Here is a 17,186-nt window from a genome sequence, read left to right as displayed (position 1 = left end):
GGGATGGCACACTCGGTACAGGACATCGGAGCCGAGGAGGGCCACACGTGTTGCTACGCGAGGTGATCGGGAACGTCTTCCGCCGGTTGCGGCGCGAGCGCGGGATCACCCTGCGCGAGCTGGCCGAACGGGCGCAGGTGTCGGTGCCCTACCTGTCCGAGATCGAGCGTGGTCGCAAAGAGCCGTCCTCGGAGATCCTGGCGGCGATCTGCCGGGCCCTCGAGCTCGAGCTCACCGACCTGCTGAACGAGGTGCAGTTCGACCTCGCGACCGCGGTTCGCGCCACGCTGCCGATCCGCCTGCAGACCACCTCCATCCAGGTCCGCCAGTCCGAGCCCCGCACGGTCGGCTCGTCTCCGACGGCCCAGTACGGCGCTTTCGCGCTCGTCGCTTAGTTGGTGGACTGGTACGAGAACCCTCCCGCCCGGGAGTGGCGGACGACGCCTGCCCCGGTCGAGGTGCTCGCGTTCCACCAGAGCCTCCCGGCGTACCGGCCGACACCGCTGACCGCGGTTCCGTCGTTGGCTCATGAGCTCGGGGTCGGACAGGTCCTGGTCAAGGACGAGTCGCAGCGGCTCGGTCTGCCCGCGTTCAAGGCGCTGGGTGCATGGTGGGCGATCCACCGCGCGCTGCGTGAACGCCCCGGCCCGGCCGAGCTCGTCACCGCGACCGACGGCAACCACGGCCGCGCGGTCGCACGCCGGGCGGCGATGCTCGGTCTGCCGGCTCACGTGTTCGTCCCGGATATGGTGAGCTCGGCCGCGATCGACGCGATCCGGAATGAGGGTGCGACGGTGAGCGTCGTACCGGGCTCGTACGACGACGCGGTCGCCGAGGCGGCGTCGTACGCCGGAGACGAGCGGCTGCTGATCCAGGACTCGGCGTGGCCCGGGTACGACGTCGTACCGCAGCTGATCGTGGACGGGTACTCGACGCTGTTCCGCGAGATCTCCGTCGAGCCCGATCTGGTCGTCGTACCGATGGGCGTCGGTTCAGTCGCGCAAGCCGCAGTCACCCACTACCGCAGCGAGGCGCCCGCCCCGATGATGCTGGGCGTCGAACCAACCGCCGCCTCTTGCGTCACCACCAGCCTCCTAGCCGGCGAGCTGCTGAGCATCCCCACCACGAAGACAGTCATGGCCGGCCTCAACTGCGGCACCCCCTCCACCCTCGCCTGGCCCATCCTCCAAGCCGGCCTCGACCACGCAGTCACCGTCGACGACGCCGCAGCCCTCCAAGCCTCCACCGACCTAGCCGCCGCCGGCATCTCCTCCGGCCCGAGCGGCGCCGCCACCCTCGCCGGCCTAAGAGCCGCCCGCCCCCGCCTAGACCTCTCGCCCGACAGCACAGTAATCCTCATCAACACCGAAGCCGCCCCCTGACATCCGCCCGGGCTCAGCGTGGTTGTGGGGTTGGTGCGGACCTGGGGGCCATTGCAATTGGTCGCGCTCATCGCCTTCCCCGCTCAGCGCCTCTCGATTCGTGCAGTTGTGATGGCGTCTAGGTTCGGATAAATCGGGAGCGTCGGGGGACTGCGGTCCGGCAGAGTGGTGATGGTGGATGTCAGTGAGCGGTTCTGGGGGAAGTTGCCGGCGGGGAGCCGGGAGGCTCTGGTCGACGGGTTGAGTGCTTCTGAGTTGCAGTCGGTGTTGCTGGATGTGAGTCGGGAACGGGCGGCGAAGGTGACGCCGGCGCGGTTGATGCAGCGGTGGCGGGACGATCGGTTCGTGCGGCCGTCGACTGCTGATCCGCGGGCGTTGGTGCGGACGCAGCAGCGGTTGTGGGAGGCGTTGCCCGAGCGGTTCGCCGGGGTGGAGTTGTCGCCGGTGACGCCGTTGGGGACATCGTCGGCGGTGGCGACGATCAACCAGCACCAGGTGCTGAGCACGATCCGCGGTACCGAGGTCGCCAGCGATCCCACCAACGAGCTGGCGATCGAGGCCGCCGTACGGCGTCGTGCTGGGCAGGCGCGTGTTGATCTGGCCGCGTGCCAGCGGGTGGTTCGGGCTCAGCCGGTCGACGGGCCGGGGATGTTCGCGCACTTCCAGCTGTTCGTGTTGGTGTCGAGTGCTCGCGACACTGGTTCGGGACGGACCGAGGCTGAGCTGCTGATCGATCATCTGAACTTCTGGGCGGACGTTCTCGGTGAGTCTGCCGACCTGACGTTCACCACGTTCACCCCGTCCGCGGTCACCGAACGCATCGCCGACACGGTTCGTCCGGCGGTGCGGGCGCCACTCCGCGAGGATGCCGACCGCACCAAGAGCGCGACCTACTACACCGGTACGGCGCTCGGTGTCGGAATGCGGGATGCGGAGTTGGGCGACGGTGGATTCACCAGCTGGACCGCCGACCTGCTCGGGGATGCCAAGGAACGTTGCTTGACCTCGTGCATCTCGACCGAGCGGCTCACCGCAGTTTCAGCAGACCCGCGTCAGTAGGCCGGAACCCGCACGCGTCCAGGTAGAACGCGGTCAGGTGCGGCTCGAAGTCGACGTGCAGCCACTCACACCCAGCCTGCCGAGCCTCGGTCGCCGCGGCTGCCACCAACTGCTGCCCAATTCCACGCCGGCCGAACTCCGGATGCACGGCCGTGTCGAGCACGAACGCGTGCGCGCCGCCGTCCCAACACACCTGGACGAATCCCACGAGCCGATCGTTGCTAAAGGCACCGACCCAGGTGAGTGCCCACCGCTCCAATCGCTCCGCCCACGGCTGCACCTCCGGTTCACCCTCAAACGCGGCCGCATGCAGCTCCGACAACACCCGATCATCAACCGCGAACCGCACTACCAGTTCGATCACAGCATCCCCACCCCAGCCGCAAGCCGCGCCTCGAACGCGACCGCCTCAGCCGATTCCTCCGGCCAATCGGCCATGCTCAAGAATCCCTGCACCATCGCCGAGGGCAGTACCGCCGACAGCCCCTCGACCGGCCCGTAAGCATCCAAGGCCTCCGCCCACCGCACCGGCTCGACGGACGAGACCAGGTGCCACGTCAGATCGACCACTCCCGGCGCGGCTGACACGTCTTCCCAGTCCAGCAAGGCGATCTCACCGTCCGGCGCAGTCCGCAGGTTCTGCGTCGACGCGTCCCCGTGCACCAACGTCAGCGGTCCGGCGTTGAGCACCCGCGCCTCAACCTGCTGCACCTTCCCAACCAACCGCTCCCCGAATTCCCGCACCGGCCCCGACAACGACCTGGCAGCCAGCTTGGGCCACGTGTCGTCGTACAGGCGAGCAACCAATTCGTCCCCCGCCCCAATCGGCCGCAACCACGGCCAGCGCACGTCGGCGCGGTCGGCCCACCGCTCATGCATCGACCGCAGCAGCCCAGCCGCCGCCACTGGCTCAGCGCCCTCGCGCCAGTCGGACAGATCCTCAAGCTCCAGCAACGAACCTTCGTCGTTCACCTCAGCCCGGTAGCACCGCGGTACCCGAACCCCGATCTCCGGTGCGATCTCCCGGTAGAACCGCACCTCCGACTCAGCCATCCGCAACTCCGCCGCAATAGACCCAGGCTCCGCCGGCAACCGTCGCTTGACGTAGTTCCCCATGCCCCGACCCTAGGCCCGCCCCCACCAAACCGCCCCCGATTTAGACCACTCCCGAGGCGGCGGATCCCAGGCACTCACCAACTCGGGTGAGGTGTGGAGGGGCAGGCTCAGGGGAGGCGGGGCGAGAGGGCTGGAGTGGGGTTGGTGAGTGGGGGCGGTCCGCGAATCCGGGGTGCGGGTGCGGAGGTTCAGCGGTACCTTCGGGGTATGAGGTTTCCGAGTTCGCATCTTTGACGTAGGGCTGGGCGTGGTGACCGGGTGCCGGGTGGGTTGGCGGCCCGGGTTGTGGCGTATCAGGCGTTGCAGGACTTCATTCCGTTGTATCCGCTGTACCAGTTGCTGTTCACGGATCACGGGTTGTCGACGGCGCAGATCTCGACGTTGTTCGTCATCTGGTCGGCGACCGGGTTCGTGGTCGAGGTGCCGTCTGGTGCGTGGGCGGACTCGTATTCGCGCCGCAAGCTCCTGATCCTCGGTGCGCTGATTGGTGCCGCCGGCTACGCAGCCTGGATCGTCCTGCCGACGTACGCCGGTTTCGCGCTCGGGTTCGTGCTGTGGGGGATCTCGTCCGCCCTCATCTCCGGGACCTACGAAGCCTTCGTGTACGACGAATTGGCGGCCCGCTCGCTGACCGCGCGGTACGCGACCCTGCTCGGCCGAGCCCGCTCCGCGTCCTTCGTCCTCAACCTCGCCGCCACCGCACTCGCGTCCCCGCTCTTCGCGCTGGGCGGGTACGCGCTGGCGGCGGCGGTCAGCATCGCGAGCAACCTCACCCAAGCGATCGTCGCCTGGACCCTGCCTGAGGCTCCGCGCGCAACCAGGCAGTCCGAAGGCACCAACTACACTGCCATGCTGCGATCCGGCCTCACCGAAGTGCTCACCACCCGGACCGTACGGCGGGCCGTCGTGCTGACCGCGTTGGTTGCCGGCTTCCTCTCGTTCGACGAGTACTTCCCGTTGCTGGCAAGAGAAATCGGCACCCCGACCCCAATTGTCCCGCTGCTCATCGCAGGCACAGTCGCGGCCCAGGCGATCGGCGGCGCACTCGCAGGCCCGGCGTACAAGTTGCCCGCAGCAACCTTCGCCGGAGCGCTCGGCATCACCGCGGTCCTGATCGCGACCGGCGCACTAAGCAAGGCAGCCTGGGGCTTCCTGCCGATAGCCCTCGGGTACGGCGTGATGCAGCTGGTGATCGTGGTCGCCGACGCGCGGTTGCAGGACGCGATCACCGGACCGGCCCGCGCAACCGTCACCTCAGTCGCGGGACTGTTCAGTGGGATCTTCGCGATCGCCGTCTACGCCGGGTTCGCGCTCGGATCACTCTGGTTCACCATGTCCACCCTCGTCGCCGCACTCACAATCCCCGTGCTGTTGACCGCATTCGTCGTACCAGCGGCAATGCCCGCCGTGAAGATCGACAACGCCGATTCGAACCCGCTGTCGAAGTCATAAGCGAGCCCATCAGCCCCCAGCTCTGACACAACCCGGACGAGCGTCGGCGCCTTACCCGCAGGCAGTTCCGCCACCCGACTAAGCAAATCAGGCCCAAGATCGAACGTCTCGGCCCGCACAGCGACCTCACCCAGCAAGAATCCGTGGATGAAGTCGATGAGCGTGTTCACCGCCTCCACGATCGACCGCGCCGGCAACCCACCACGGTCGAGCGCGCGATAGAACGGCTCAACCGTCACCACCACAACCGCCGACACCGTCGAGGTATCGGACAGAATCTGCAGCGCGAGATTCGGGTGTGCCCGCAGTGCGTTCCGATACGCACGCGCCGCGTCCTTCAACTGCTCCTGCCACCCAACCGCGTCCCCAGGATCCGGGAATTCCAGGTCGGCGAACACCAGCTCCGCCAGCCCAGCCAGTACGGCGGCCTTGTTCGGCAGGTGGTGGTAGAGCGACATCGGGTTCACGCCGAGCGTCGCGGCCAGCCGCCGCATCGTCAGCGAGTCGATCCCCTCGTCGTCGACGATCCGCAGCGCCGCGGTCAGGATCGCCTCCCGGCTGAGCCGCTCCTCGCCTGCTCGGGGCCGCCCACCGGAGCGCTTGCCAGCATTAACCATACGTCGTATGGTACATAACCATACAGCGTATGGCCAAGTCATTTAGAAGAGGGATGAAGACGATGAAGCCGTTGGCGGGGAAAGTCGCATTGGTGACCGGTGGCAGCCGGGCGGCCGGGCGGGGGATCGCGGTGCAACTCGGCGCGGCCGGCGCGACCGTGTACGTGACCGGCCGGACCACTCGCGCCAGTCGCTCGGAGATGAACCGCCCCGAGACGATCGAGGACACCGCCGAGTTGATCGACGAGGCCGGCGGCCGCGGCATCGCCGTACCGGTGGACCACCTCGATCCCGCGCAGGTGAAGGACCTGATCGACCGGATCGAACGTGAGCAGGGCGCGCTGCACATCCTGGTCAACGACATCTGGGGGCAGTTCGGCGAACCCGAGTGGGACAAGACCGTCTGGGAGAGCGACCTCGACGGTGGACTGCGCCTGCTCCGGCTCGGCATCGACACGCACGTGATCACCAGCCACTTCGCCCTACCGCTGCTGATCAAGTCACCCGGCGGTCTGGTGATCGAGATGACCGACGGCACGAACGAGTACAACAAAGACAACTACCGCGTCTCGTTCTTCTACGATCTCGCGAAGGGCGCAGTCAGCCGGATGGCGTTCGCCCTCGCCCACGAACTCGACAAGCACGAAGCAACCGCCGTACTACTCAGCCCGGGCTGGCTGCGCTCCGAGGCCATGCTCGAAGGCTTCGGCGTCACCGAGGAAACCTGGCGGGACGCGACCGAACGCATCCCGCACTTCGCGATCTCCGAGAGCCCCTCGTACGTCGGCCGTGCGGTCGCCGCGCTGGCCGCGGATCCCGACGTACGTCGCTGGAACGGCAAGTCCACCTCAAGCGGCGAGCTGGCCCAGATCTACAACTTCACCGACCTAGACGGCTCAAAGCCTGACGCCTGGCGCTACATCGTCGAGGTCCAAGACCCCGGCAAGCCCGCCGACACCATCGGCTACCGCTGAAAACCTAAAGCCGGTACGGCGGGCAGACCTCCGAGCCCGTTGTCGGAGTGGGCAAAGAACGTCCCTCGGCGTCCAGGGCCGAATGTGGATGCGCGGCCGCAATCGGGATGCCGGACGCGGCCGCCAGCGCGAGCACCTCACGCCGAGACGTGACAGCCAGCGCCGGATCAAGCTCGTACACGTAGGTCAACTCCGGCCACCGAGCCTGCGCAGGATGCACGAGCACATCCCCACCCAGCAACGCCCGGGACGTCAGCACCGACTGATGCCCGGGCGTGTGCCCCGGCGTCGGCAGCAACCGCATCCCCCGAAACCCGACATCCCCGTCCACCACCCGCAACTGCCCGGCATCCTCGATCGGCCGGATCATCCGCTCGTACGTCTCCCCGCCGCGAACATGCGCCAACTCAGAGGCCTGTACGACGTACTCCGCGTTCGCGAAGCGTGGTCGTGTCCCCTCCGCGCTCCACCCGACGTGATCCGTGTGCACGTGCGTCAACACGACCGCATCCACCTCGTCGACGCCAACCCCCGCCAACTCCAGCAAACCCGGCAATCGCCCCGCGACCCCCAACCACTCAGCCGCCGCACCGCCAGCCGGTCCGATCCCCGCATCGACCAGCACCACCCCAGCATCCCCAGTCACCAAGTAACTGTGGAAATGCAGCCACCACCCACCCGCGCTCACATTCCCCGGCGCCACCCGCGACGTCCACTCCGCGTGCTCGGCGCTCCAATCAGGCATGGCCTCCGACAGCGTCTCCGGAAAAACCGCCACCGCATCGCACAGCACAGTCACGTCCATCACGAGGGAAGGCGGCGAATGACGGCCTCGGCGATGTCGTGAAGACCCTGGTTGAGGGCGATCTGCGCGGTGGGGGCGTGCTGGTGGACGAGATTGAGGATCCGTTCGAAGAGGTCGAGGAGCTCCTCGTTCTTGCGGATGCCGGCGCCGACGAGGACGCAGTCCCACGCCTGGGACTGAAGGGCGGTGATGAGGGCGGGAACGTCGTCGCTGCCGTCGAGGCCGACCAGGGACAGGTGGGATTCGATGCCCTCGTCACGGAAGCGGTCTATCGCGGCGTCCATCGCGTTGGCCACCGGGGCCGGGTCCCACGGGCCAGGGATGCGGTGCGGGTCGAGACCGATGACGAGGACCTTCGGAGTAGTCACCAGTCGACCGTAGTCCGCGATCAGCTCACGAGCATCACCGCAGCGAGGCCCGTCATCAGGAGCGCGATGGTGCTGTCGAGGAACTGCCACGCACGCGGCCGGGCGAAGACCGGAGCCAGGCGGCGGGAGAGGAATCCGAGGGCGAAGAACCAGGTGAAACTGGCGGTGACGGAGCCCAACCCATAGAGCCACCGAGCGTCAGGCCCGTGCTGGTTGGCGAGGCTGCCGAGCAGGACGACGGTGTCGAGGTAGACGTGCGGGTTGAGCCACGTGAAGGCGAGACAGGTCAGTACGACGGTACGGACCGCGGCCGGCGCGTGGTCGGTGGCAGCCATCGTCGTCGGGCGGAAGGCGCGGCGGGCGGCGAACGCGGCATAGGCGAGCAGGAAGGTGGCGCCGCCGTACTTGGCGATCGAGAGCGCCAGCGGGCTGGCCGAGATCAGAACGCCGAGGCCGGCGATACCGGAAGAGATCAGTACGGCGTCCGACAGCGCGCAGACGAGGACTACCGGCAGAACGTGTTCCCGGCGCAGGCCCTGGCGCAGCACGAACGCGTTCTGCGCGCCGATGGCGACGATCATGGCGAGAGTGGTGGCGAAGCCGGCGAGGAGGGACATGCTTCGACGGTAGGAAGATTCGCGGGCGTAAACCAGCTAAAGATTTTCACGTGCCATTAGGATTGCTTCACCATGCAGATCGACTCCGCGCAGCTGGAGACGTTCGCGGCGGTCGTCGACGAGGGCAGTTTCGACGCCGCGGCGCAACGGCTCCAGGTCACGCCGTCCGCGATCAGCCAACGGATCAAGGCGTTGGAGAGCCGCCTCGGTCAGGTGGTGGTGATGCGCGGGAAGCCGGCCCGCCCGACCGCGGCCGGTGAGGCGGTACTGCGGTTGGCGCGGCAGGTCGCGCTACTTGAGTACGAGGCGATCGCCGCCGTACAAGGCACGGTCGATGCGCTCCGCCTGCCGATCGCGGTCAATGCGGATTCGCTCAACCACTGGTTCCTCGACGCGATGCTCGATCTGTCCGAGCAGTTCCCCGCGCGGTTCGTGGTCCATCGTGAGGATGAGGAGTACTCCGCGGAATTCCTTCGCAACGGGACTGTCCTCGCCGCAGTCACCGGCGATCCGCGCCCTGTCCAGGGCTGTCGCGTCGTACCGCTGGGCAAGATGCGCTACCTCCCCGTCGCCACCCCCGAGTACGCCGACCGCTGGCTGGCCGGCAAACCGCTGGCCGACGCGCTCGGCGACGCCCCGCTGATCGTGTTCAACGAGAAGGACGTCCTGCAGCACCGACTGATTCGCAAGATCACCCGGCGTCGGCTCGATCCGCCGTCGCACGCCGTGCCGGCGGCCGGGGCCTTCCACCAGGCGGTGCTGATCGGGCTCGGCTGGGGGATGATCGAGGATCAGGTCGCCGACCCCGCCATCGCTTCCGGCCAACTCGTAAACATTGCCCCCGGCAAGTATCTCGATGTACCGCTGTACTGGCAGCACTGGAAGCTGGAGTCCGAAGTGCTCGCAGCACTCACCGCGGCGGTACTGCGCGCAGCGGCTGCAAGTCTTCGTAGGTCCTGAGCTCGATCGCGTTGCCCACCTTGAGCGACATCTCGTCGATCGTGTTCCGCCACGGCATGTAGGGCAGTATCCGGAACATCAGGTTGCGCAGCTTCAGGAACGACTTGGTCGCCGGAATGAACCACCGCGCCCCCTCGACCCCCTGCTTCTGACAGGCCGTCACTAAGTCCCGCATCCGTACGTCGTACGCCGCGAACGCCCGCACGTGGTCACCGCCGGCCAAGTGCAGTTCGCCGGCCAGCACATACGCACCGACGATGGCCAGGCTGGTACCCATCCCGGATAGCGGCGAGGCGCAGTACCCGGCGTCGCCAACCAAAGCGATCCGCCCGCGCGAGTAGCGGTCCATCTTGATCTGGCTGACCGAGTCGAAGTAGAAATCCGGTGCGTTCCGCATCCCCTCGATCAGCCGCGGCGCCTCCCAGCCGATCCCCGCGAACTGCGCGGCGACGAGCTCCTTCTGCGCCGGAATGTCCCGCCGGTCATAGTCGAGCTTGGCCGAGCTGAAGTAGAACAGCGCCTTCGCCTCGGTGTTCTGACGCGAGCTGTAAGCCCCAATCGTCCTGCCTGGTTCGTTGTAGAGCCGGCCGGCATAGTCGAGGCCCATGTGGTTCGCGACCGTGCTCACCGACACGTAGTACCCAAGATCGTGCAGGTACGACGATTCCGGGCCGAACGCGAGCCGTCGTACCGCGGAATGCAGCCCGTCCGCCCCGATGACGAGATCGAACCGGCGTTTCCGGCCGCTCTCGAAGACGACGTCGACTCCGGTCTCGTCCTCGGTCAGCGACAGGATCGAGTCGCCGAACACGTACTCGGTGTGCTCCGAAGTCTCGGCGTACAGGATGTCGACGAGATCGCCTCGGAGAATCTCGAGCTCGCCGCTGAGCGCAGTGGACGAGGTCGACGCGACCCGCTTGCCGGCCGCATTCACGTACTCGACCTCGCCGAGATGCGTCGCCTTCTCCTGGACCTTGGCCAGGATGCCCATCCGCTCGAGCACCGTCATCGACGCGCCGCGGAAGTCGACCGCGTACCCGCCCGGGCGCGGTGCGGGCGCCCGCTCGACGACGGTCGGCGTGTAGCCGTAGCGGTGCAGCCAGTACGCCAGCGCCGGCCCGGCCACGCTCGCGCCGGAAATCAGAACCGTGGTCATCTCGGAAACCTCCAGGTCAGAGCTCGATGACCACGACTGTACGATGGTCTTAGACGTTTGTGCAAGACGTTCGTATCAGACGCGGTGTTACGCTGCGTGCCATGGGTAACCGGGAGGCGCTGGTCGAGGGCGCGAAGCAGTGTCTGGTCCAGAAGGGGTACGGCCGGACGACCGCGCGCGATATCGCGTCCGCGGCCGGGGTCAGCCTGGCGGCGATCGGCTACCACTTCGGCTCCAAGGAAGCCCTGCTCAACGAGGCGATGCGCGAGGCGCTCGACGAATGGGGTGCCGATGTCGGGCGCGCGCTCGCGCCCGCGGCCGGCCAGAACACCAGCTACGAGCGCTTCGTCGGGACCTGGCAGCAGGCGATCGGCAGCCTCTCCGAGGCCAACGTGAAGGCGCTGTGGACCACCCAGTTCGAGGTGCTCAGCGCCGGGCAGCCCGGTCTACTGGCCGAGCTCTCGAAGCTGCAAGGTGAGGCGCGCGAAGGGTTGGCGCACCTCTTCGGCGGTGTCGATGCCGACGCGGACCAAGCCGAGGTCGACCGGATCGGCTCGTTCTTCCAAGCGCTCCTGCTCGGCGTCGTCGTGCTCTACCTGTTCGACCCGGCCAAGGCCCCCAGCCCGGAAGACCTGGCCGCCTCGATCCGCACGATCGCCGAGCGGATCGGGAGCTAGTCCCAGCGCAGACCCATCGGGTTGTCCGGCGGGAGCAAGCCGCCAGACATCAGTACGGCGCTCAACGGGTACACCAGGTCGTGCAGCTCGGTCGTGAGGTCGTCGCCGAGCGCGCGCCAACCGGTGTCAGCCAACGCATCGGTGGTGTCCTCGACCTGCTGGCGAAGCGCCCGGCCGGCATCGGTCAGTGCACCGGCCGCGTCGAGCAGACCCCGCGAACGCAGGTCGTCCTCGGCCGCCGCCCACTCCTCCGCACTCCAGCGCCGGGCAATGTCGAGGAGCTCCTTCGTCGGACCACCCGCTGCCGCGGCCGTCACCAAGGCCTGGCACGGACCGAGTTCAGCAGCGACGAGTGCAGCCACGTGCCCGTCACCACGCGACTCACGCAGAATCGTCGTCGCGTGCCACAGCACGAGGTGCGGCTCATCCGGCCAGTCGAGCGCCGCATTGGCCGCCCCGAGCGCGCGTCCAGCCAGCGGGGCAGCCTCGGCTGCCCGTCGCGCCACCTCAGCCACGCGTTCGAACGACGGCAACGGATCGAACAACCGTCGTACGGCGGTATCGACCGCAGCGAGCCGTGCTTCCAGCAACTGGGCCGGGGTAGCGCGGTCCCACACGTCCGGGACTGAGCGGGCGACCATCGCCGGGTGGAAGTTGTAGAAGATCGCGGCCACCAGCTCGGGTGACGCGGCGCCGAGCGGCGCAGCGCGACAACCGAAGTAGCTCATCCAGCCGCCCTTGAGCCCCAAGGCATCGGTCGCCTGCCTGGTCTCGGGCGCAAAGAAGCTGATCGCTTGGAAGGGCTCGAGCGTCTTCCACATCCGGCGTGCGCGGTTGTCCCTCACACCAGCGGACGGTACATCACATGGAGCCCGACGTACCCGAGTTTGGCGTGTTCGAAGGCCTCCGGCACGGTCCCGGCGATCCGGAACCCGAGCGCCTGCCACAGATGGACGGCCGGCTCGTTCGTCTCCACCACCGCGTTGAACTGGATCGACCGGAAGCCCTCCTGCTCGGACCACGCGATCATGTCCTCGCAGAGCAGGCGCCCGACGCCGAGACCGCGGGCTTCCGGGCTGACCATGAAGCTGGCGCTGGAGACGTGCGCGCCCGGACCGGGACGGTTCGGGTACATGTTCGCGCTGCCGAGGACGGTGCCGTCGGCATCGACAGCGACCGTGGTGCGGCTGCGGGGCGCGGTGGTCATCCACATCGCCTGTGCCTGCTCGTAGGTGAGGTCGGGATCGTAGACGTACGTCTCCCGTGCGGCGACGATGTCGTGGAAGAACGGCCAGATGGCCGGCCAGTCGGCGTCGGTCGCGACCCTGATCTGCACTGTCATGATGCGAAAAGCATCACCTTCACCGCTGCAACTGCCAACCGATTTAGTGTCGGTCTCATAGGATGAGTGGGGATGACAAGCTCCGTGGTCCATGGGTTGCCGCGCTGGAGTCTGGCCGTGCCCCCGCTCGCCTTCGTCGTCCTGGTGCTGTCCTGGGGCCGTGATCTCGGTGCGATCCTGCTGATCCTGGTCTGCGCCGGTCTCGGTGCCGCGGTGATCGCGGCCGTGCACCACGCCGAGGTCGTCGCGCACCGCGTCGGGGAACCCTTCGGCACGCTGATCCTCGCGCTCGCGGTGACGATCATCGAGGTCGCGCTGATCGTCACGCTGATGGCGTCCGGCGGTGACAAGGCCGCGTCACTGGCTCGTGACACCGTGTTCGCCGCGGTGATGATCACCTGCAACGGCATCCTCGGCATCGCGCTCGTGGTCGGTTCGTTGCGGCACCACGTGCAGGAGTTCCGGGTCCACGCATCGAGCGGCGCACTCGCGGTGATGACCGCGCTGGTCACGCTCAGCCTGGTGCTGCCGACCTTCACGACGAGCGCGTCCGGGCCCCGGTTCAGCGGGCCGCAGTTGGCTTTCGCCGGCGTGGTCTCCCTGGTCATGTACGGCGTTTTCGTCTTCGTGCAGACCGTCCGGCACCGCGACTACTTCCTACCGGTGAAGTCTTCGGATGACACCGATGACGATCACGCCGCTGCGCCCAGCGGGAAGGTCGCGCTGATCAGTCTCGGCCTGCTGTTCGTCTGCCTGGTCGCCGTGGTCGGACTGGCCAAGACGGTCTCGCCGAAGCTGGAATCCGCGGTCGAGTCGGCCGGCGCTCCGCTTGCGGTGGTCGGTGTTGTCATCGCACTGCTCGTGCTGCTGCCGGAGACGGTTGCGGCCACGCGAGCGGCACTCCGCAACCGCCTCCAGACCAGCGTGAACCTGGCGCTCGGCTCGGCACTCGCCAGCATCGGCCTGACCATCCCGGCGATCGGGATCGCCTCGATCTGGCTCGACGGCCCGCTGGTGCTCGGGCTCGGCGGCAAGGAGATCGTGCTGTTCGCGCTGACGGTCGCGGTCAGCACCATCACCCTTGCCACCGGCAAAGCCACCCTGCTGCAGGGCGCCGTTCACCTCATGGTGTTCAGCGCCTTCCTGTTCCTTGCCGTAAGCCCTTGAGGTAGTCCGCCACGGCCTTCTGCTGATTGTGCTCGGCCCAGCCGAGCGCATCCGCGTCGTACATCCGATCGTGGAGCCAGGGGTCCGCACCGAGCTCGACCAGTCGCTTGACCGTTGCCAGGTGACCGTTCAGAGCAGCGCGGTGGATCGGTGCAGCACCCGCCATGTTGTTCACGTCGAACCCCAAGCGCTGCAAGGGTTCCAGCGCTTGGGTCTGCCCGGTCTCAGCGGCGCGCATCACCAGATGCGGGTTGCGCGCAACCGCACGAGCCGCCAGCCCTGCATCGACACTTGGTGACTCCCCGCGCCAGGCTGCGGCGTACAGTTCATGTATGTCGTCCAGCGGTGCCGCGCCGTGAGCGCGCAGCAGCTCCGCGATCTCGGTATGCCCTTGTACGGCGGCAAATTCGTACGCACGATGCCCGCCGAACGCCGGGTGTTCGGTCCCACGTCCCTCCGGATCGATGCCCTGGGCAAGCACCAGTTCGACGCGACGCAACAGTCCCGCGGACGACGCGAACACCAGTTCGTCCTCCAACAATTGCTGGGGCGTCGGATGCGCCGCCGTCATCCGCTCATGCCACGGACCACCGTCACCCCGACCCAGTCCGAACTCGAGCAACAGCTCCAGGTGCACTTCGTCGTACGGCGGGGGTGAGCCCGGACCGCAGTTGTACATGGTCTGGCTGTCGTTCGGATCCGCGCCGGCCTCGAGAAGTACCCGCGCCAGCTCGGCGCGGTTGTGATGCGGAGGCTGGTCGCCTTCGCCGCGGCCGAAGACTCCGGTGAGCGCGGTGAACGGCGAGGGTAGGCCTTGCCAGAGGTATCCCGCGTTCGGATCGGCGCCGTTCGCCAGCAAAAGTCGCGCGATCTCGACCTGGTTCGGCGAGTCCATGCGGCTGTAGGTGAGATAGACCAGCGGCTCCCACTGGAATGGTCCGCCCTCGGTGCCGGCCAGCTGGAGATTGCGGCGGACACCCTCCAACTCGCCGGTCACCACCATCGTGTAGATGTTGCTCTGGGCAACTTCAGGCAGGAACGCCTGGGCTGCTTCCTGCCGGGCCGGATCGTCCTCGCCGTAGTGCAGTGTTGCCAGCCGGAGGAATTCGTCGGCGCGCTGCTCGGGAGTGTCCAGCGGGCCGCCGACCTGTTGGCGATGAGGGAAGCGGGTGTAGCGCCCGACGAGCTCGAGATGGCGGACGATCCGCGGCCAGCTGGGGAATCCGTAGCTGCGGGCGATCACCAGTTGCGCGTCGGCCAGCGTGTTCACCGGATGGAACTCGGAAGCCAGCGCGACCGCGGTCGGATCACCGGCTTGGACCTTGGTGAGCAGCCGTTTGGCCTGCTTGCGGAGGTGATCCAGATTCGGTTCGTTCGGAAGATTACGGGTCGGCATGGCCGACCTCCTCTCTACGAGCCTGCTGTCCGCGTCGTCAGGCGAGAAAGGAGGTGTACGAACGTGTCACCAACTCACTGCAACAGGTGGGCTGAGCCCTTCCCGCGGACCGGTGGCGCCCTGAGCGCCTACCCGAAACAGTAACCGATCAAGGCTTTTCCATCCACCACTCGGTGAACTCGTGCGCCCGGTCCTTGGTCAAACGGATCACCCACAGGTTGCTGAACTCACCCGGCGGCTCGGTCAGGTACGTCGTCCAGCCGCGCACGAATCCGACCCCGTCACCGAAGCCGAGCACCTCGTACTCGAAGGCCGTCTCACCCGGCGCGTCCGCGACCTCGGCCCAGGCCTCCACGATCGCGTCCCGCCCGACCACCGGCTCCTCGTCCGGCCGCCGGTACCAGACCGCGTCCTCGGTCCACAGCGCCGCGACATCGGCCGGGTCGTTCGACTCCCAGGCCTTGCGGTACTTCGTCACCCACCGGTCCAGATCCTTCTCCCGCATACCGGCATCGTCTCAAGCGATCCGGTTCCCGTTCAGTACGACGCTCGCCGGGGTCGCGAGGATTTCCGGGTGCTCGCGCGGATCCGCGTCGTACGTGACGAGGTTGCCGTCGCCGGTCAGGCCGAGGTACTCCTGCGCTCCGGTGGAGGCGGCGACGAGCGCCTGGGTGACGGTCAGCCCGTGCTTCACGAGTTGGTCGACCTCACCCGCAACCGAGCCGACCACATCAGAGCCGGCCAGCACGCGAACGCCGTACTGGTCGGCTAGTTTCACCATTGCGCCGAGGTGTTCGGAGCGAGCCAGTCGGCGTGCTCGCCGTTCCGGGGTCTCATTCGGGCTCTCCCCGACGGAGGCGCACAGCGTTGGGGTCCAGGCGCCGCCGCGGGCGCCCAGGGTCTGCAGATCGGCCTCGCTGATCACGGTGCCGTGCTCGATCGAGTCGACGCCGACGCGGATCAGCTCGCTGACGACCTCGGTGTTGCAGTGCGCGGCGACCCGGGCGCCGCGACTGTGCGCGAGCTCGACCACGGCCGCGACCAGGTCGATCTCGTACGTCTGGGCCGGCGGACTGCCAAGAAGCGAGCCGTCCGGCGCCATCTCGGGGAAGTCGGCGACCAGCTTCAACCAGGTCGCGCCGTCGGCCATCTCCGCCTCGACCGCGGTCAGCAGTTCCTCGGGGGCGACCGGCTCGTGCATCCGCGGGAAGTAGTACCCGGCGGGCGCGAGGAACCGGCCGGCCGCGATGACGACGGGCCGGCCGTCGTCCGGCGTACTGGCCAGCTTGAGCGTGACCGAGCGGTCGCCGCCCACGTCGCGCACCGCGCTGACGCCGGCCGCAGCCAGCCCGGCAAGCCGCTCGGTCGCGAAGTCGCTCCCGAACAGCCGCGGCCCGAGCTCATCCGTCCCCACCGTCAGGTGGCAGTGCGCGTCGACCAGCCCCGGTACGGCGAATCGTCCGGGGAGCGACTGCGGATCGCCCGAACCGACCGTCAATCGGGTGCTGTCACCGGCGGGAAGGGCGGTTCCTTCGAAGACCCAGGTCGTCATCCCACCATCCTCACCCCGAGCGAGACCCAGGTCACCACGGACTCCACTTGAACATGTTCAAAACCTCGGCGTACGCTCAACTCACGATGATTTGAACGCGTTCAACTGTGAGGAACGAACATGAGCATGACTGTGACGACGTACCTGACCTACCTGGCGGTCGCCGTACCGCTGACGATCTGGGTGGCCCGCACCCTGAGCCGGAACGGCCGGATCTTCCTGATCGACGTCTTCGACGGCAACGAGGCCTTCGCCGACGCGGTGAACCGGCTGCTCGTGGTCGGCTTCTACCTGCTGAATCTAGGTTTCGTGACCCTGTTCCTGCGCTCGAAGAACCCGGTCCTGGACGCCAGTGGGGTCTTCGAGGCCCTGAGCGTGAAACTCGGCATCGTGATGCTCGTCCTCGGCGGCATGCACCTCGCCAATGTCTGGGTCTTCAACCGCATCCGCCGCCGCAGCCAGGCCGAGCGCCTGGCAACACCCCCGGTCCCGCCCAACGCCGTACTGGCTCCCCAGCCCGAGCCCCCGCTCAACTACGGCTACTGA

20 protein-coding genes and 1 pseudogene are annotated in these 17,186 nt (G+C 67.6%); 9 read left to right on the top strand and 12 right to left on the bottom strand.

Features of this window, described 5'->3' with window-relative positions; genetic code table 11:
• Nucleotides 1-47 precede the first annotated feature (47 nt).
• The 3 genes from ACFTSF_RS37445 to ACFTSF_RS37435 all read left to right on the top strand — a co-directional run bounded on the left by ACFTSF_RS37445 (nt 48) and on the right by ACFTSF_RS37435 (nt 2,441).
• Nucleotides 48-395 carry a helix-turn-helix domain-containing protein gene (locus ACFTSF_RS37445; protein WP_380159863.1) on the top strand — a complete coding sequence of 116 codons (348 nt, stop codon included), beginning with the start codon at nt 48-50 and terminating at the stop codon, nt 393-395.
• Nucleotides 396-398: 3 nt separating this feature from the next.
• Complete coding sequence (locus tag ACFTSF_RS37440; RefSeq protein ID WP_380159862.1) at nt 399-1,382, top strand: pyridoxal-phosphate dependent enzyme; 984 nt, start codon at nt 399-401, stop codon at nt 1,380-1,382.
• 174 nt (nt 1,383-1,556) lie between these two features.
• A complete protein-coding gene (locus ACFTSF_RS37435) occupies nt 1,557-2,441 on the top strand; it encodes a hypothetical protein (RefSeq protein ID WP_380159860.1) in 885 nt (294 codons plus the stop codon).
• Here the strand turns inward: ACFTSF_RS37435 and ACFTSF_RS37430 are convergent.
• Nucleotides 2,410-2,805: a GNAT family N-acetyltransferase gene (locus ACFTSF_RS37430; protein WP_380159859.1), complete on the bottom strand. Its 396-nt coding sequence runs from the start codon at nt 2,803-2,805 to the stop codon at nt 2,410-2,412. The genes ACFTSF_RS37435 and ACFTSF_RS37430 overlap by 32 nt on opposite strands.
• Nucleotides 2,802-3,557, bottom strand: coding sequence for a phosphotransferase family protein (locus ACFTSF_RS37425; RefSeq protein WP_380159857.1), 756 nt, complete (start codon nt 3,555-3,557; stop codon nt 2,802-2,804). Before ACFTSF_RS37425 ends, ACFTSF_RS37430 begins: the two co-directional genes overlap by 4 nt.
• 258 nt (nt 3,558-3,815) lie before the next feature.
• Between ACFTSF_RS37425 and ACFTSF_RS37420 the strand changes: the two are divergent.
• Nucleotides 3,816-4,835: pseudogene (locus tag ACFTSF_RS37420) on the top strand (MFS transporter); the annotation flags it as partial.
• A gap of 17 nt (nt 4,836-4,852) precedes the next feature.
• Here the strand turns inward: ACFTSF_RS37420 and ACFTSF_RS37415 are convergent.
• The gene (locus ACFTSF_RS37415) at nt 4,853-5,626 is read right to left on the bottom strand and encodes a TetR/AcrR family transcriptional regulator (protein WP_380159855.1); all 774 of its coding nucleotides are present in this window, start codon (nt 5,624-5,626) and stop codon (nt 4,853-4,855) included.
• Between the two features lie 62 nt (nt 5,627-5,688).
• Between ACFTSF_RS37415 and ACFTSF_RS37410 the strand changes: the two genes are divergently transcribed.
• Entirely contained in the window at nt 5,689-6,600 is a 912-nt protein-coding gene (locus ACFTSF_RS37410; RefSeq protein ID WP_380159853.1) for an SDR family oxidoreductase, read from the top strand.
• Between the two features lie 4 nt (nt 6,601-6,604).
• Here ACFTSF_RS37410 and ACFTSF_RS37405 read toward each other — a convergent pair whose 3' ends face one another.
• The 3 genes from ACFTSF_RS37405 to ACFTSF_RS37395 are packed head-to-tail and all read right to left on the bottom strand — an operon-like array spanning nt 6,605 to nt 8,390.
• Entirely contained in the window at nt 6,605-7,405 is an 801-nt protein-coding gene (locus tag ACFTSF_RS37405; protein WP_380160053.1) for an MBL fold metallo-hydrolase, read from the bottom strand.
• The gene (locus ACFTSF_RS37400; protein WP_380159851.1) at nt 7,405-7,773 is read right to left on the bottom strand and encodes a hypothetical protein; all 369 of its coding nucleotides are present in this window, start codon (nt 7,771-7,773) and stop codon (nt 7,405-7,407) included. Before ACFTSF_RS37400 ends, ACFTSF_RS37405 begins: the two co-directional genes overlap by 1 nt.
• Nucleotides 7,774-7,793: 20 nt before the next feature.
• Nucleotides 7,794-8,390 (bottom strand): LysE/ArgO family amino acid transporter, encoded by a 597-nt coding sequence (locus ACFTSF_RS37395; RefSeq protein WP_380159849.1) that lies wholly within the window; start codon nt 8,388-8,390, stop codon nt 7,794-7,796.
• 72 nt (nt 8,391-8,462) lie between these two features.
• Here ACFTSF_RS37395 and ACFTSF_RS37390 point away from each other — a divergent pair, with 72 nt between their 5' ends.
• Entirely contained in the window at nt 8,463-9,350 is an 888-nt protein-coding gene (locus ACFTSF_RS37390; RefSeq protein ID WP_380159847.1) for a LysR family transcriptional regulator ArgP, read from the top strand.
• Here the strand turns inward: ACFTSF_RS37390 and ACFTSF_RS37385 are convergent.
• On the bottom strand, nt 9,301-10,506 hold the full coding sequence (locus tag ACFTSF_RS37385) for an FAD-dependent monooxygenase (protein WP_380159846.1): 1,206 nt from the start codon (nt 10,504-10,506) through the stop codon (nt 9,301-9,303). The two genes, ACFTSF_RS37390 and ACFTSF_RS37385, sit on opposite strands and share 50 nt — an antisense overlap.
• 101 nt (nt 10,507-10,607) lie before the next feature.
• Here ACFTSF_RS37385 and ACFTSF_RS37380 point away from each other — a divergent pair, with 101 nt between their 5' ends.
• Nucleotides 10,608-11,183, top strand: a complete 576-nt coding sequence (locus ACFTSF_RS37380) for a TetR/AcrR family transcriptional regulator (RefSeq protein ID WP_380159845.1) — start codon at nt 10,608-10,610, stop codon at nt 11,181-11,183.
• Here ACFTSF_RS37380 and ACFTSF_RS37375 read toward each other — a convergent pair.
• Both ACFTSF_RS37375 and ACFTSF_RS37370 read right to left on the bottom strand, forming a co-directional pair.
• Nucleotides 11,180-12,028 (bottom strand): hypothetical protein, encoded by an 849-nt coding sequence (locus ACFTSF_RS37375; RefSeq protein ID WP_380159844.1) that lies wholly within the window; start codon nt 12,026-12,028, stop codon nt 11,180-11,182. The two genes, ACFTSF_RS37380 and ACFTSF_RS37375, sit on opposite strands and share 4 nt — an antisense overlap.
• Entirely contained in the window at nt 12,025-12,525 is a 501-nt protein-coding gene (locus ACFTSF_RS37370) for a GNAT family N-acetyltransferase (RefSeq protein WP_344163265.1), read from the bottom strand. The genes ACFTSF_RS37375 and ACFTSF_RS37370 overlap by 4 nt, the downstream gene beginning before the upstream one ends.
• 72 nt (nt 12,526-12,597) lie before the next feature.
• Between ACFTSF_RS37370 and ACFTSF_RS37365 the strand changes: the two genes are divergently transcribed.
• Complete coding sequence (locus tag ACFTSF_RS37365; protein WP_344163262.1) at nt 12,598-13,692, top strand: ionic transporter y4hA; 1,095 nt, start codon at nt 12,598-12,600, stop codon at nt 13,690-13,692.
• Here ACFTSF_RS37365 and ACFTSF_RS37360 read toward each other — a convergent pair.
• From ACFTSF_RS37360 to ACFTSF_RS37350, 3 genes are all read right to left on the bottom strand, one after another.
• A complete protein-coding gene (locus ACFTSF_RS37360) occupies nt 13,658-15,088 on the bottom strand; it encodes an ankyrin repeat domain-containing protein (protein ID WP_380159843.1) in 1,431 nt (476 codons plus the stop codon). The two genes, ACFTSF_RS37365 and ACFTSF_RS37360, sit on opposite strands and share 35 nt — an antisense overlap.
• Nucleotides 15,089-15,236: 148 nt before the next feature.
• On the bottom strand, nt 15,237-15,593 hold the full coding sequence (locus ACFTSF_RS37355) for a nuclear transport factor 2 family protein (RefSeq protein WP_344163257.1): 357 nt from the start codon (nt 15,591-15,593) through the stop codon (nt 15,237-15,239).
• Nucleotides 15,594-15,605: 12 nt separating this feature from the next.
• Nucleotides 15,606-16,640 carry an amidohydrolase family protein gene (locus tag ACFTSF_RS37350; RefSeq protein WP_380159841.1) on the bottom strand — a complete coding sequence of 345 codons (1,035 nt, stop codon included), beginning with the start codon at nt 16,638-16,640 and terminating at the stop codon, nt 15,606-15,608.
• Between the two features lie 120 nt (nt 16,641-16,760).
• Here ACFTSF_RS37350 and ACFTSF_RS37345 point away from each other — a divergent pair, with 120 nt between their 5' ends.
• Nucleotides 16,761-17,186 (top strand): hypothetical protein, encoded by a 426-nt coding sequence (locus tag ACFTSF_RS37345; RefSeq protein WP_344163253.1) that lies wholly within the window; start codon nt 16,761-16,763, stop codon nt 17,184-17,186.

This window comes from Kribbella sp. NPDC056951 (genome assembly GCF_042674205.1).
Classification (GTDB): domain Bacteria; phylum Actinomycetota; class Actinomycetes; order Propionibacteriales; family Kribbellaceae; genus Kribbella; species Kribbella yunnanensis.
Note: the sequence above shows the minus strand (reverse complement) of the source record. Positions and strands in the feature narration are given on the sequence as shown.

Bases quoted from the DNA above. Each gene is read 5' to 3' on its own strand.
- ACFTSF_RS37390 (WP_380159847.1), top strand. From the start codon at position 8,463: ATGCAGATCGACTCCGCGCAGCTGGAGACGTTCGCGGCGGTCGTCGAC.
- ACFTSF_RS37365 (WP_344163262.1), top strand. From the start codon at position 12,598: ATGACAAGCTCCGTGGTCCATGGGTTGCCGCGCTGGAGTCTGGCCGTG.
- ACFTSF_RS37345 (WP_344163253.1), top strand. From the start codon at position 16,761: ATGAGCATGACTGTGACGACGTACCTGACCTACCTGGCGGTCGCCGTA.
- ACFTSF_RS37370 (WP_344163265.1), bottom strand. From the start codon at position 12,525: ATGACAGTGCAGATCAGGGTCGCGACCGACGCCGACTGGCCGGCCATC.
- ACFTSF_RS37350 (WP_380159841.1), bottom strand. From the start codon at position 16,640: ATGACGACCTGGGTCTTCGAAGGAACCGCCCTTCCCGCCGGTGACAGC.
- ACFTSF_RS37360 (WP_380159843.1), bottom strand. From the start codon at position 15,088: ATGCCGACCCGTAATCTTCCGAACGAACCGAATCTGGATCACCTCCGC.
- ACFTSF_RS37385 (WP_380159846.1), bottom strand. From the start codon at position 10,506: ATGACCACGGTTCTGATTTCCGGCGCGAGCGTGGCCGGGCCGGCGCTG.
- ACFTSF_RS37405 (WP_380160053.1), bottom strand. From the start codon at position 7,405: ATGGACGTGACTGTGCTGTGCGATGCGGTGGCGGTTTTTCCGGAGACG.
- ACFTSF_RS37355 (WP_344163257.1), bottom strand. From the start codon at position 15,593: ATGCGGGAGAAGGATCTGGACCGGTGGGTGACGAAGTACCGCAAGGCC.
- ACFTSF_RS37410 (WP_380159853.1), top strand. From the start codon at position 5,689: ATGAAGCCGTTGGCGGGGAAAGTCGCATTGGTGACCGGTGGCAGCCGG.
- ACFTSF_RS37425 (WP_380159857.1), bottom strand. From the start codon at position 3,557: ATGGGGAACTACGTCAAGCGACGGTTGCCGGCGGAGCCTGGGTCTATT.
- ACFTSF_RS37395 (WP_380159849.1), bottom strand. From the start codon at position 8,390: ATGTCCCTCCTCGCCGGCTTCGCCACCACTCTCGCCATGATCGTCGCC.
- ACFTSF_RS37415 (WP_380159855.1), bottom strand. From the start codon at position 5,626: ATGGTTAATGCTGGCAAGCGCTCCGGTGGGCGGCCCCGAGCAGGCGAG.
- ACFTSF_RS37380 (WP_380159845.1), top strand. From the start codon at position 10,608: ATGGGTAACCGGGAGGCGCTGGTCGAGGGCGCGAAGCAGTGTCTGGTC.